This window comes from Ruegeria sp. HKCCD7221 (assembly GCF_013031225.1).
Lineage (GTDB): Bacteria > Pseudomonadota > Alphaproteobacteria > Rhodobacterales > Rhodobacteraceae > Ruegeria.
The window spans coordinates 86,688-100,878 of record NZ_WPZE01000008.1 but is presented as its reverse complement, the minus strand read 5'-3'; the positions used below and the strand labels follow the sequence as shown (position 1 = coordinate 100,878).

General features: G+C 53.3%; 9 protein-coding genes and 1 tRNA gene. 8 read left to right on the top strand and 2 right to left on the bottom strand.

Annotation, left to right across the window (positions count from 1 at the left end):
• The 5 genes from GOX73_RS17205 to GOX73_RS17185 all read left to right on the top strand — a co-directional run bounded on the left by GOX73_RS17205 (position 1) and on the right by GOX73_RS17185 (position 9,183).
• Positions 1-777: a hypothetical protein gene (locus GOX73_RS17205; RefSeq protein WP_171135021.1), complete on the top strand. Its 777-nt coding sequence runs from the start codon at positions 1-3 to the stop codon at positions 775-777.
• Positions 770-1,414 carry a hypothetical protein gene (locus tag GOX73_RS17200; RefSeq protein ID WP_171135020.1) on the top strand — a complete coding sequence of 215 codons (645 nt, stop codon included), beginning with the start codon at positions 770-772 and terminating at the stop codon, positions 1,412-1,414. The genes GOX73_RS17205 and GOX73_RS17200 overlap by 8 nt, the downstream gene beginning before the upstream one ends.
• Before the next feature lie 33 nt (positions 1,415-1,447).
• Positions 1,448-3,511, top strand: coding sequence for a TniQ family protein (locus tag GOX73_RS17195; protein WP_171135019.1), 2,064 nt, complete (start codon positions 1,448-1,450; stop codon positions 3,509-3,511).
• A gap of 282 nt (positions 3,512-3,793) precedes the next feature.
• Positions 3,794-8,092: a hypothetical protein gene (locus GOX73_RS17190; RefSeq protein WP_171135018.1), complete on the top strand. Its 4,299-nt coding sequence runs from the start codon at positions 3,794-3,796 to the stop codon at positions 8,090-8,092.
• A gap of 299 nt (positions 8,093-8,391) precedes the next feature.
• The gene (locus tag GOX73_RS17185; RefSeq protein WP_254429230.1) at positions 8,392-9,183 is read left to right on the top strand and encodes a DUF1194 domain-containing protein; all 792 of its coding nucleotides are present in this window, start codon (positions 8,392-8,394) and stop codon (positions 9,181-9,183) included.
• Between the two features lie 209 nt (positions 9,184-9,392).
• Here GOX73_RS17185 and GOX73_RS17180 read toward each other — a convergent pair.
• Positions 9,393-9,467 (bottom strand) — tRNA-Gln (locus GOX73_RS17180).
• Positions 9,468-9,778: 311 nt separating this feature from the next.
• Between GOX73_RS17180 and GOX73_RS17175 the strand changes: the two genes are divergently transcribed.
• Positions 9,779-10,687 (top strand): haloalkane dehalogenase, encoded by a 909-nt coding sequence (locus GOX73_RS17175; RefSeq protein WP_171126991.1) that lies wholly within the window; start codon positions 9,779-9,781, stop codon positions 10,685-10,687.
• Between the two features lie 11 nt (positions 10,688-10,698).
• Here the strand turns inward: GOX73_RS17175 and GOX73_RS17170 are convergent, their stop codons facing one another.
• Positions 10,699-11,220 (bottom strand): SH3 domain-containing protein, encoded by a 522-nt coding sequence (locus GOX73_RS17170; RefSeq protein ID WP_371808658.1) that lies wholly within the window; start codon positions 11,218-11,220, stop codon positions 10,699-10,701.
• A 138-nt stretch (positions 11,221-11,358) separates the two neighbouring features.
• Here GOX73_RS17170 and GOX73_RS17165 point away from each other — a divergent pair, with 138 nt between their 5' ends.
• Entirely contained in the window at positions 11,359-12,345 is a 987-nt protein-coding gene (locus GOX73_RS17165) for a D-glycerate dehydrogenase (protein WP_171121666.1), read from the top strand.
• A 45-nt stretch (positions 12,346-12,390) separates the two neighbouring features.
• Positions 12,391-14,184 carry a gamma-glutamyltransferase gene (ggt, locus tag GOX73_RS17160; RefSeq protein ID WP_171126992.1) on the top strand — a complete coding sequence of 598 codons (1,794 nt, stop codon included), beginning with the start codon at positions 12,391-12,393 and terminating at the stop codon, positions 14,182-14,184.
• Positions 14,185-14,191 lie beyond the last annotated feature (7 nt).

The following is a 14,191-nucleotide window of genomic DNA, read 5'->3' as shown; positions in this document are numbered from 1 at the left end:
GTGAAACCGGTTGTCGACTGGAATGACATTCATACAAGCGTTATGAACGCGCTTGGAGAACATCGTGTGGGTTGGGCTGATCAGCTCGCACTGGTGTTGGAAGATGTGAAGCGCAGTGTTGCGCAACACCCCGATGTCTTTGGGGATGAGTTGCCGGTGATCGTACAGATCAAGCAAAAACTGGGAGGCCTTCGTGTCTACACACGAGAATGCAATCGAAACATCTTCGGCGAGCTGGAGACGCGTGTCGAAGAGATCGAGAAGACGTGTGAGAGATGCGGAAATTCTGCCGAAATCCAAAACGTCAGGGGATATTTAGTCACCCTATGTTGCTGGTGCTACAACAGCTACCTTGAAGATCGATTTGAAGATGCTGAGGCGAGGTGGCCAACGGATCTTGAGCTCAATGTAGCAGATCGCTTTCCAGACTTGGTGAGTGCTGATACTGCCTCACTTTGGCCAAGCGTTGGGCCGGGTCGGCTCGTCCTGCTGGGAAGGTTTCTCGCAGAGGCGGAGCATCTGGTTCGAGAGAACAGTGAGACACCGATTCAAGTGCAGATCTCGGATGTGAAGACGGGCCCAGACGGTTCAATCCAGGTCAGCTTCAGTCGGTACGATCAATGCTTGGATCTTCTGCTCAAACGTGTCCAGCTGGATAGCAAGCGTACATGCGCAAGATGCGGCCACGTGGGTGATATCGTTCGGAAGAAGCACAGGGCAACCGCCCTGTGTGCACACTGTCAGGAGCAAGGCGATTGGAACCCCTTCGATGAGTGATGAAGAGAACGAAGTGGAGATCACCAATGGCTCTGGCAGCGTCAACAAGGATCTTGGCCTGCCAGAACCCATTGTCAGCATGGTGTTCTGCGATCTGAGGATCGTAGCCCTCAGAGGACAATTCTACCCAGTTGAGATCGCTGTTTTGAGGGTGGTGGATGACGAAGCCCGAATTTGGTCGTCTCGCATCTACCCTGCACTGTCGTGGTCCACGCAGGTCTTGGACGCAGCTCCTATTAACCTGTCGACGGCTCCATCCGCCGTAGACGTAGCCAATCAAACACTGGATCTTATTGAGAGCTGTGCATCTGGTTGGATCTACTCGGATTCTTCGGCAACAGGAGCCTTAATCGAACGCCTACTTGCGGAGGCAGACGCCGGCTATCTGCAAAAAGTGGACATTCTCCCCGCCAATCAGCTGTCTGATGAGATGCGTGATCAGCTGGAAGCGAACGAGCGGGTCTCAGATGATCCAAGTGATGAGGTAGAGCGGTTGTGGAATTGCTACCAAGCAGCGAAGGAGATGAGCGATGAGCTTTCTGAAGAAGAGGTGCTCCGTCGTCCGTTGGAATCCGTTTCCACAGATGACTTGTTTGCCGAGATTCGAGCACGTTTGAAAACGCAGGAAGAGTTCTGACCGGCATTGTTAGCTGTTGTTCAAGCGCACTTAGTGAAGGTCGTTCCAAGGCCCAACGAAGTGGCAGAGTGGACGGATGAATGGATTACAGAGAACAAGTGGCCAAAGGATTGGCAAAAAAAACACGAAAGGATCTCCTTCGCGAATATCAGAACAGCGGTGGACTTAGTAGAAGAGCTTGATCATACAGGCGATACTGATCCAAGCCGCAGCAAACGATTGCACATTGTGTCCAAGCCTCTTCCCCTTCGCGTCGAACCAAAATTCAGAGAAACGATCCCATCGTTTCTGTCACGTATGGCAGCAGTAAATGGTGTGAGCGCATCTAACTTCGCGTTGGACATGGGTTTTTCACTCAAGAAGATAGTTCAACTGGATGAAGTTGCTTTGGACTACTTGACCACTTGCAGCGGGTTGACGGGAACTGAGGTCGAAGAACTCGTTTCATGGACTGGAAAAGTCGCCGGGGACGTTAGGATGGTTTTTCGGGATGAAGTCCTCGGGTCTCGTTCACTTAGAAATCCGGTAATCCGAGGCTGCCCGCATTGTTTGCGTGAAGACGCTGAGATTGAACAAATTAGACCTCTTGCTCATATGACGATGCGTGGGGATTGGCAGTTTCGGAAAGTTGATCTTTGCATTAAGCACTCACACCCGTTGGTAGAGCTTTGGGAACGGAATTCCCTAACAGAAAGATATGACTTTTCGTCTCGTTTATCGGCGATTTTGGATGATATCCAAGAACGCCGGTTGGAGCTGCCTCAAGTCGAGATATCGCCCTACGATCATTGGCTCGATATCCGGCTGCGAACCGGAGCTGACGACACGTGGCTGTCCGGCCATACTCTTTATGCCGCAACAACATTCTGCACGCTTCTTGGGACAGAGCTCTTACGGTTGGAAGCCTCATCTGACTTGGACCAGTTTGCGCAGCTGCGGAGGGCCCGCGCTCTTGGGTTTCAGGCAGCAAGCCAAGGAGAGGCCAAGATCAATGGCGCTTTAGATCAGCTTGCCAAGCTTGCAGAGGCTGCCAAAGCCGGGCCACAGAAGGCCTTTGGCCGTATGTTTGTTGATTTTGGTCAAGCGCACTTGGAAAAAGTTGACTTCGCCCCATTCCGAAAATTATTGCGGGACTGCATCATCCGCCACTGGCCAGTTGCTGCCGGAGAAACCGTATTGGGGATAGTGCAACCGGAACGGAAACTACATTCAATCATTACGGCTTCTCAAGAAACAGGCATCGGGCAATCGCTAATTGAACAATTTCTGGTTCACGCTGGCGCAATTGGTTCTGACGACGACAGGCCTGCGGCCCGCAAGACTTTTGAAGCCGCAAAATATTCTGAATTGTTGGCTGAAATACCGAAGCTGGTCGGCCCAATCGCCATCCAACAAGCAATGGGTGCAACAAAAGGAGAGTTTGCATCGCTGGCTCAAAGTGAAATCCTAGTACGACGGATTCCCAACGCAAAAGTAAAGTCACCTTGGCGCATTTCAGATGGTGTCGCACTGGTTGATGAACTCCACGAGCTCGCGATATCACTCGAAGCAATTGACGAGAGCTGGGAGCGGATTCAAGACGCTAAAAACCGTACTAATCTGAGTTTAGCCGCTATCATCAAGCAGGTGCGAGTGCAGAAACTCCAACTAGGACGGCGGGTGGATCTTGAAGGCTACACCGCTTTTTGCGTTCTGAAAGAAGAAATCGACGCGATGAAGACCGAAGAGGTAGAGTCCACAGGTGGTCCAATGATGACTGCGGCTGCGTTTGGTCGTTCGGTTGGAATACGTACTCAGGGATGGTTTGAAAGGCTATCTTCTGCCGGCCATACACCCGCAACTCATAGGCCGCATCCAAAATACGGTGGCGACTGGATCTATGCCTCAATCGGAGACATTGAGGAGTTTCACAAACGCTTCGTGACTTCCAAGACAATTAGAGACGACTTTGTTCACTATAGAAGGTTTTTGCTAAAGAAACTGAATAGGTTTGCGCCAAACGGCGAGGACTATGGACCGCTCTTTCTGCGCGAGGATGTCGAAGCTTTACTGCATCAAGATGGTTGGCTGGAGCCAAATCGTCGACGAAATGAGTAAAAATCCGGCGTTCAGTGAGTTTACTTGTTAGAGCTTAGTGCGCAGCAAGCAGACACTGCAAATCTGCAAGGTCTACCTGTAGTCCACAGCGAGCGTGACCCAGACCCGGCCTTTATCATCGCGCTTCGAGCTGAAGCGCAATTTCAGTTGAGCAGACAATTGTTTTGTGCTGTGCACCAAAGATTTACTCTTGCAAAGACCTCTCTTAGTGTCGCGAAAAAAGTTGCCGCATATAGTATTGCGGATTTTTGAGAGGCATTCTTCTGAGTATGAGCAGCCGTAATGACCAACAAAACTGATATTGAACGTCGATTTGCCCCGACAGAAGAAAAGCAGCTCACTGACCCAGAGTACGTTTCGTATTTCGGAGATCTGCCTCACGGTGTCAAAAAATGGTCAGACTTGTTAATGACAAGCCCCGTCGTTGTGCTGGGCGAAGGACGTATAGGGAAGACCTTCGAGTTCGTGTCGCAAGTTGAGCAACTGAGATCGCAGGATCAGTTCGCGTTTTTTGTGCCGTTAGAGCGCTTACATGATGAGAACTTGGATGAAGCACTAGAGCCGGAGGATGTTGAACTTTTCAATGCATGGAAAAGCTCGGCAAGTTCCATAGGATATTTTTTTCTGGACGCTCTGGATGAGTTGAAGCTTCGTGAAGGCACTCTACGCAAAGCCCTCAGGAAGCTACAGGATGCTGTTGAACCTCATTTTGGGCGTGTCAATGTTATCTTATCTTGTCGCCCCGCCGATTGGAAAACCACAGTAGATCAACATTTCTTAAAAGCCTTCTGCGTTTCAAGGAATGAAAGCCGCCCAGAAGTCATTGCAGATCCAGAAGCAGCTTTTCTTGCTGTTGTTTCAAGAGAGGAAGCAGATGCTGAAGAGAAAGACCCGGCGGAAACGGAATTCGTTGGCGTGGATCGAAGTCAAGTCAACATCGTGTCCATATTACCGCTGAGCAAGAACGAAGTACGAGATTTTGCAAAGCTCTACTCCCCCGAATGCGCGGAGAAGCTTTGCAATCACCTTGAAACCAATGACCTTTGGCATCTTCACCGTCTGCCCGCAGAGATTATGGACACTCTAGATCAGTTACAGGCGGGCCGGCCGCTGGGACAGCTAGAAGAGCAAGTTCGATTCGGCATTCAAGAAAAGCTTGGGGAGACCGAAGAAAATAAGCGTCGGTCCTTAAGCTTAGACAAAGCCGTAAATGGGGCCGAGCGGATCGCACTTGCATTGTTCCTTCTCAAACGTCGCAGCCTTAAGACTGAAAAAAACAATGATCCTGAGACCTTGGACGTAAACGACGTTCTCACTGATTGGCAACCCCAAGAGCAGGAGGAACTGATTGGGAAGGCGCTGTTTGACCCAAGCGGCGTTGGGGCAGTTCGCTTTCACCATAGGTCGTCTCAAGAGTACTTAGCCGCCAGAAGGTTGCTCCATCTACGTGAGCAAGGCATGCCAATCCGTGAGTTTTTCGAGCTACTATTCAGCAACATCGGCGGGGAGCAGGTTGTTAAGCCTAGTATGGCGCCGATTACGGCTTGGCTATCGTTGTGGCTTTCAGATGTTCGTCAGCAGGTGTTGGATCTAGAGCCAACTCTTCTCTTTCGACAAGGTTTACCCAGTGTTTTGCCACTCGATTTGAAGGCTGAGATTTTAAGAGCATACGTCAAACAGTATTCGAATAAGGACTGGTGCCGCACAGGAGTTGATGCAGAAAACCTGCGGCGAATTGCAGATAGCAATCTAGCTCCGGTGGTGCGGGAGCTTTGGGTGGAGGGCTACACCGGGCACGACAGCAGAGAGATTTTGTTGGATTTCATTTATGCGGCTCCAATTTCGGAGTGTGCTGATCTCGCACTTGACGCCGCTTTGGATTCAGAAATCGGGCCCGTTCACCAAACCTACGGAGCTTGGGGCGTTCTGGATGGCGGTACGGACGAACAAAAGCAGGTGCTAGCTAACGCGTTGCTGCAAGGTCATTTGTCAGAGCGGGTTACAAGGAACATACTGCCGCGATTGGTCCCGCAGCATATCAGTATATATGAAGCAATTGCTCGTATTGAGGGCATGGTGGAGATTCCAAATTCAGTTCATGGATTGAATTATACGATCTATCAGATTTCAAAGAACGCAGAGGTTTCACGTTCGGATCAGATATCATTGCGTAGTCACCTAGCCGATGCCATTTGGCAAACACGCCGCGCCGATTGCAGAATGTATCAGGCCCATTCAGAAAAAGATCACTATCACGATGGTCTCATTGCTGCGTGCGCTGCATCAATACCTACTACAGGCGAGAATTCCCAAATCTGGGCGCGTGCGGTTGCAATAGCGATGCACTTCGGTGAACGACATGAGAGCATCATCGCAAAAGAGGAGACAGAGGCAGTCTGGGATGCTCTGGGTGAGAACCCCGGCCTTCGCGCGAGCTTATTTTGGGCATGCCTCGAAATGTCGGACGAACTTGAAGGGCACGAGGATGACTGGCCGAGATTCATTCGATCAGTCTCAGAAAGCAGAAGATCAATTCGATTGGGCGCCAGCGACTTAGAATGGCTTCTTCCAGCTATCGAAAACACTGCACCCGAAAACCAGCGAGGCGTTGCGTTTGAGGCAGTTAAGTATTTCTTTGATCTGAGAAATAATGCGGATTTAGCGCAATCGGTTTCGCAGAAAATTCAAGATAAGCCGGAATGGTGTGCATCCTTGCATCATATTTTGAACCCACAGCCGCGCGAGCCAGATGAATACGACCTTAAGTGGCAAGCTCGAGCTGACGAACGCAAGAAGCAGGAAGCAAAGCGTATAGATGATTGGGTAGCTTGGAGGAACGAAGTCCTTGCTGATCCTGACTTCCTGATGGGGGGAGACCGGCGGCTTGGCGTTCTATATGATGCCCATAAGGTGATCAGACAGGGTGTCGAGCGTGACGGGCACTGGGGTCTCTGGGATGGCCAATTAGTTGCCGACACCTTTAGCGAACAGTTCCTCGAACGATACCGGGCGGAATTGTCTAAGTTCTGGCGCGAAACCGAAGTTTTGTTGCCAAGTGAACGCGATGCCAGCGAGCGCAGTACCATCTATAATAAATACCTATTAGCCTTGGCAGGTGTAAAGGCAGAGGCAGAACTTTCGGGTTGGGTATCTCGGCTTACACACGAGGAGGCTATCCAAGCTTCGCGCATCGCTTGTTTGGAACTCAACGGATTTGGCAGCTACTATGTCGAACTCGACAGAACACATCCGGATGCGATGGCACAAGTCATCGTCCAAGAGTGTCTGGCGCAACTGAGCCAGTTGAATGAAACGGGTCGCGCGAGCTTGTTTCATGACATTTTCTATCACGGAACGGACAACATGAAATCTGCCTTTGCAGCTCATGTTGCTCCGCAGCTGAACACTACACCGCTGGATGACATTCCGGGCGTACGCGACGCCTTAGACCACTCTGTCCGTATTGTTTCTACGCATGGCTCGGACGCAGAAAGGCAGGTTGTAACGAATGCGTTGCAGTCCGAATTGGCCAGTGAAGAAGACTGGCCAAGTGGCTTCAAGATTTCCCTACTTGCAACCTTGGATCCTGAAATTGGGTGTCAGGCAATTTTGGATGAAACACGCGATCTGGAGGACAGCTCTCAGCGTTCCGAAGCTGTAGCAATTTTTGCATCCGTGTTTGGCGACAGGCATGACCGGAAAATACCAAATCTGAACTCTGTTTCCGCCGAACGCCGGGTGCCGTTGCTTCGTGATCTCATATTGCGCGCATACCAAGCCGTTCGCCGCGACGAGGACGTTAGCCACGATGGTGTCTTTTCGCCTGGGATACGCGATAACGCCCAAGATGCGCGATCCTTCTTGTTTGATACCTTGCTCGAAGTAAGAAACCCAGCTGTCCTATCGGTACTTCATGAACTCGCCGTCAGGCCAGAATTCTCCCATATGCCTGATCGTCTTCGCCAAATGTCCTATGAGATCGCCGCACAAATCAGCGATGACAAACCTTATCCGCTGCCTGCGTTTCAAGCACTAGACCGTGAGAACGCATTTATTCCCTACGACAACAGGTCATTGTTTGCAGCAATGATGGGGCGGCTCGATGCATTTGAACACGACATCCTGCATGCGGAGGATCGTCCGATTGAAGCGCTACGCTTGTTGGACCGAGAAACAGATTTGCGCTCGTTCATTTCAAATTGGCTTCGAGGGCGAGACCGGGGCGTGTTTGACTTTACGCAAGAGGCAGTGGTCGCGGATGAAAATCGTACGGACTTAAGGCTTCATCCAAAATCCCTGAATGAATATGCAACGGTGGAGCTAAAGCGCGAGACTTGGAGTATTTCTGAGTTTGAAACCGCCCTTCACGATCAACTTGTCGGACAATACCTTCAACACGAAAGATGCAAAGTAGGATGCCTCCTTATTTGCCAGCGAGTCCAAAAGCAGTGGCGAAACCCTGAAGGTGGACCGATGTGGGGACTAGAAGAAGTTGTCATTCATCTTCAAACACAGGCTAATGAATTGATGTCGCAACACCCGGAACTACACCTTTCGATAAAAGGCATCGATTACTCTTAGGTCTTGTTAACAAGCTGACAGGCTCGAATGCCTGTCTTACATGTTGGGTTCCAGGCCGTGCGTCGTCGCTGCCAATAGGCACTTTCCACCCACTCTGCTGGATAAGCCACTTAAACCGCCCACAAAATCTGTGTCCGCTTTGGGCTGATACTAGTAACTCCGCTTAAGTGACATTCGTATCCTCAACGATTGAACCAAGCCGTCGTGTTGTAGAGTTATTTGTCCACAAAAACTTGATCAACCACTTGGAGCTTGACTTAACAGCGCATCGCGCCATCCGATTACTGATGCTACGTAACTTGCTCCTGACAATTGTCGCAATTGCCTCTCTCTCGGCAACTCCTGTCGCGTCTGAGAAAATTGAAGTCGATCTGGAACTGGCCCTTCTTGTCGATGTTTCAAGGTCGATGACTGAGCGAGAACTCGAGATTCAGCGGCAGGGTTACGCCGCAGCTTTGATGTCGGATGAAGTTTTCGCCGCTGTTCAGTCGGGCCCTTTGCAACGGATGGCTTTGACATACGTCGAGTGGGCGGGAACACAAGACGTTATTGTCGACTGGATGCTGTTAGAAACGCGCGCTGATCTGAATGAGTTTGCGGGTGTTCTGACCACGCGCTTCGATCCCGCCTTGCGCCGCACTTCAATCTCTGAGGCCCTGATCTTCGGGGCAAGGATGATCGAATGGAACGAATTCGAAGGTCTGCGTAAAGTTATCGACGTATCTGGCGACGGGCCTAACAATCAGGGTCGCCCGGTTTTGCAAGCCCGTGAGGCGGTATTGTCGAAGTCGATCACCATAAATGGGTTACCGCTGATGACCCGTGAAGGTATGGGGAGTCAGTGGCACCTCGACGATCTTGATGTCTACTACCAGAACTGTGTGACGGGCGGACCTGGTTCATTCGTAATCCCGGTGCTTGACTGGCAAGGCTTTGCGGAGGCCGTACGGCGAAAATTGGTTCTGGAAATTGGGTCAGCGCCAGCAATAGGAGAGGCTATGAAGGCGCAATACATCGCACCCTCAGACTATGACTGTCTGATTGGCGAGAAGATCTGGGAACGGAACCAACAAATCTGGAGCGAACCCTAGAAGCGGCCTTTGCATCAACCACCCGAGGCTCGATACAAAAAGTCAGCAGCAATTTTCTGAGGAAAACTAGTGTTCTGCGCTTTCAATAGAAATGCACAGATGGTGGTAAATCTTCGACACAGTGTGAGTAGACAAACTTATTGACATCGATTTGCACGAACCGAGTGCAATTTGCACGCTTATGGTTAATTCGCAATGTTCTGATGAACTGGCTGGGGTGGTAGGATTCGAACCTACGATACACGGTACCAAAAACCGCTGCCTTACCACTTGGCTACACCCCAACGGTGAGGCGCTATCTACGATTGTTGTTTGGAGGGTTCAAGACCTTTCCCGCAAAAAAATGAGGAAGGTCTGGAAAAAACTTTTGACCCCAAGGTTGGTGCTCAGAGGTGGCTTTTCTCGGGGTCTTTCTTTGGCACTGTGCCGATTGGCATGCAGTGGGTCTGCGGAGGGCCTAAAAACACTTTCTTGATACGCCCACATAGGAAAATGCCGTTAATTTCATATGGCCTACGGGCATTTGAGTGTTACGCTCAACTTCGCAAAGGGACCAACATTGGCAAGATCCCGGATACCCAATCATAGGTGACACATGAAATTTCTACGCACGCCGGACTCTCGATTTGAAGGTCTGGCTGATTATGACTTTCAGCCGAACTACACTTTGGTCGACGATACCGAGGGGAGAGAATTACGAATCCATCATGTGGATGAGGGGCCTACTGATGCCGATCCGGTGTTGATGATGCACGGAGAGCCGAGCTGGTCGTATTTGTATCGCCATATGATTGCGGGGTTTGTGCAGCAGGGGTATCGCGCTGTTGCGCCGGATTTGATTGGGTTTGGCCGATCGGACAAGCCGACGGAACGTAGCGATTATACCTACGCGCGCCACGTCGCCTGGATGGGGGCCTGGCTGCGTCAGGTGGACCTACGCAATATCACGCTGTTCTGCCAGGACTGGGGCGGGTTGATTGGCTTGAGGCTTTGGGCTGAAATGCCCGACAGGTTTGCGCGTGTTGTCGTCGCCAATACCGCGCTGCCGACCGGCGATCAGCCGATGGGAGAGGCTTTTGATAGTTGGCGCAAATTCAGTCAGGAAGTGCCTGTTTTTCCAGCCGGTGGAATTTTGAAGGGTGGAACAGCGAAACCGTTATCAGACGCGGCCATTGCGGCTTATGACGCGCCATATCCCGACGAAAGTTACAAGGCGGGGGCGCGGCAATTCCCGATGCTGGTGCCGGCTTCGCCCGATGATCCCGAGTCGGATGCGAACCGGCGGGCGTGGGGTGTGCTGCGCGGCCTGCAAACGCCCGTCCTGACGGCTTTTGGTGCGGATGACAACGTAATGGCTGGGATTGATGCGGTGTTTCAGCGTCTTTGCCCCGGCGCGGCCGGGCAACCTCATGTGATCTTGCCCAATGCGGGTCATTTTCTGCAAGAGGACGTAGGCCCTGAACTGGTAAAGCTAACCTGCGATTTCATCCAGCGCACGTCCTGAGGTGTGCAGGGTCACTCCCGGACTTCCGAAGGGTCGACCCCCCAAAGGTTCGACTTGAGGGTCCAGCCCTTGTATCCGCCCGCCGAAATTCGGCACCAGTCAATGGTACAGCTTCCAAGTCGGGCGACCACGCCGGATTCGAACTGTGCGCTGACCTGCGAGTTCGGGTCCGGGTTGGCATAAACGGGCAGCATGTCAGATTCGATCAGGACTGTGCGAACGCCAGACAACAACGCATAGTGTACCCAGCCGCCGGCTCCGTCGCGGTCCTGAACCTTCCGCCAGTTTCCATATTCGGCGGTGATCTGCAGGGGCATCCCACGGCGTTTGAAGACCCAGTCGATTCGATGGGTCAGGGACGGGCCGCGACGTACATTGCTTTCGGCGGCTTTCATCGAAACATATCGGGGCAACGGCAGATTGGTCACCTGACCTCGCTTGTCCTGCGCGCTGGCAGCGACTGCGCCAACCAGAACCAGAAATGCGGACAAAACCGCCGTCAAACGGCGCTTTGGGGGTAGAATACCACTCACGGACTGTCTGCTCTTGTGCCTGTTGATCTTGTTTCGAAAAAAGGTCGACTCAATGCCTCGGGGGTTCTTGTGCCCCGCCTTATCCTGCGCCACGATGCCATGGCGCGCGAAGGTTTGCAAAGCAGTGGGAGTGCACAGGTGCCAAGAGAACGTCTGAGTGTTGTCGTAACGCGACGGTTGCCCGAGGCGGTAGAAACCCGGTTGAGCGAATTGTTCGATGTTCAGTTGCGGACCGAGGACACCCCAATGTCCCGAGAAGAACTGGTCGCAGCAGTCCAAAGCGCGGATGTCCTTGTACCGACGGTCACAGACACAATTGACGGCGGATTGCTGGGACAGGCGGGTGAAAACCTGCGCTTGATCGCGAATTATGGGGCAGGGGTCGATAATATCGACGTCGCAACCGCGCGGCAGCGGGGCATTCTTGTCTCGAACACTCCGGGTGTTCTGACAGATGATACCGCCGACATGACCATGGCGCTTATACTTGCCGTCACGCGGCGTATCCCCGAGGGGCTGTCGGTGATGCAAAAAGGTGAGTGGGAGGGCTGGGCCCCGAACGCCCTGTTGGGTGGCCGCATCGGTGGCCGCCGTCTTGGTATTTTGGGCATGGGGCGCATTGGTCAGGCCGTGGCGCGCCGGGCCAGCGCCTTTGGGATGCAGGTTCATTACCACAACCGCCGCAGGCTTCGTCCCGAAACGGAACAAGAGCTTGAAGCGACCTATTGGGAAAGCCTTGATCAGATGGTTGCGCGAATGGACGTCATCTCGATCAACTGCCCATCCACACCGTCCACGTTCCACCTGATGAATGCGCGGCGATTGAAGCTGATGAAACCTTCGGCAGTAATCGTGAACACTTCGCGGGGGGAAGTGCTTGACGAAAACGCGCTGACCCGCCTGATCCGGTCCGGCGATATCGCGGGGGCTGGGTTGGACGTTTACGAACACGGGACGGACGTGAACCCGCGCCTGCGGCAGTTGCCGAATGTTGTCCTGCTGCCGCATATGGGATCGGCCACACTGGAAGGGCGGATCGAGATGGGTGAGAAAGTCATCATCAATATCAAGACGTTCGAAGATGGCCACCGCCCACCGGACCAGGTGGTTCCTGCAATGCTGTAGGAATGTGCGGCAGCCCGCAAATTTATGTTTTTTCAGGAGGACAATATGAAAAGAAGTCTGATTTCAGGGTTGTTCGCGACCGCAATGGCAATTTCCGGCCCTTTGTTCGCACAAGAGACAGCCGACGCTGTTGCCCCCGAAGGTGCCTCCGAAGGGCAGGTTCAAGGTCTGACCGAAGAAGTGATCGCCTCGCTTGAGGCGAAACTGGCTGGCGCGCCGGTTTCTTCGCAGAATTGGATGGTGGCAGCCGCGAACCCGTTGGCCGTTGAAGCCGGGGCCAAGGTATTGCGGGCCGGTGGATCGGCTGCGGATGCGATGGTAGCTGTACAAGTTGTGCTTGGCCTGGTCGAGCCGCAGTCGTCCGGACTGGGCGGTGGGGCGTTTCTTGTTTGGTACGACGCCGCCACTGGCGAACTGACGACACTGGACGGGCGCGAAACCGCGCCGTTGGAGGCAAATCACCGGCTGTTCCAAGATGAAAATGGCGAACCGCTGAAATTCTTTGACGCCGTCGTGGGTGGTTTGTCGGTGGGGACACCGGGTACGCCCGCCTTGCTGGAAGAGGCGCACCGGCGCTGGGGGCGCAGCCCGTGGCCCAGCCTGTTCGCCGATGGGATCGCGCTGGCTGATGAAGGGTTTCTTGTATCTCCGCGTCTGGCCGGCCTTGTGGAAAAAGACGCCGAACGCCTGTCGCGTTTCCCGGCGACCGCTGCGTATTTCCTGCCGGATGGGGCGCCATTGGCACAGGGCCAGCGCCTGATGAACCCCGACTATGCGGACACTCTGCGCGTTCTTGCCAGCGAAGGATCAGCGGGTTTTTACGGGGGCGAGATCGCCGCAGGTATCGTCAACACGGTGCGGAGCGCACCGGGGAATCCGGGGATTTTGTCAGGAATTGACTTGGCGCTGTATCAGGTGATTGAACGCGAACCCGTCTGTGCGGCGTATCGCGCCTATGAGGTGTGCGGAATGGGGCCGCCTTCCTCTGGTGCGCTGACTGTGGGTCAGATTTTGGGCATGCTGGATGGCTATGACCTGGCGGCGATGGGGCCCGAGGATATCAATACGTGGCGACTGATCGGCGACGCCTCGCGTCTGGCTTTTGCGGATCGCGGGCGGTACATGGCGGATCACGACTTTGTCCCGATGCCGACAAAAGGGCTGGTTGATCCGGCCTACTTGTCGGAACGTGGCGCCTTGATGAGCGGCGATGCGGCTCTGATTGATGCAACACCTGGCAACCCCGAATTCGAGCATTCGTCGAATTGGGCGGATGACGTGTCGCTGGAATTGCCGTCGACCTCTCATATCTCGATCGTTGACCAGTATGGGAACGTCCTGTCGATGACCACAACGATCGAAAACGGGTTCGGGTCCCGATTGATGACCAACGGGTTCTTACTGAACAATGAACTGACGGATTTCTCGTTCAAAACCCACAGCAATGGTGTTCCGATCGCGAACCGCCTTGAACCGGGCAAACGCCCCCGTTCGTCGATGAGCCCGACCATCGTAATGCAGGATGGCAAACCGGTTCTGGCCATCGGTTCACCCGGTGGAAGCCGGATTATTGGTTATGTTGCCAAGTCAATCATTGCGTGGGCGGATTGGGGCATGGACGTGCAGCAGGCACTGTCGATGCCCCATCTGGTCAACCGTTTTGGCACCTACGATGTCGAACAGGGCACATCGGCCGAGGGGTTCGTCGATGCGCTGACGACACTGGGATACGAGGTTAATCCACGTGACCTGACCTCGGGCCTGCACGCCATCGAGATCGGGGAAGTTTTGACAGGCGGTGCCGATCCACGCCGCGAAGGGATTGCGCTGGGCGAATAGCCTGGCG

Bases quoted from the DNA above. Each gene is read 5' to 3' on its own strand.
- GOX73_RS17175 (WP_171126991.1), top strand. From the start codon at position 9,779: ATGAAATTTCTACGCACGCCGGACTCTCGATTTGAAGGTCTGGCTGAT.
- GOX73_RS17190 (WP_171135018.1), top strand. From the start codon at position 3,794: ATGACCAACAAAACTGATATTGAACGTCGATTTGCCCCGACAGAAGAA.
- ggt (WP_171126992.1), top strand. From the start codon at position 12,391: ATGAAAAGAAGTCTGATTTCAGGGTTGTTCGCGACCGCAATGGCAATT.
- GOX73_RS17200 (WP_171135020.1), top strand. From the start codon at position 770: ATGAGTGATGAAGAGAACGAAGTGGAGATCACCAATGGCTCTGGCAGC.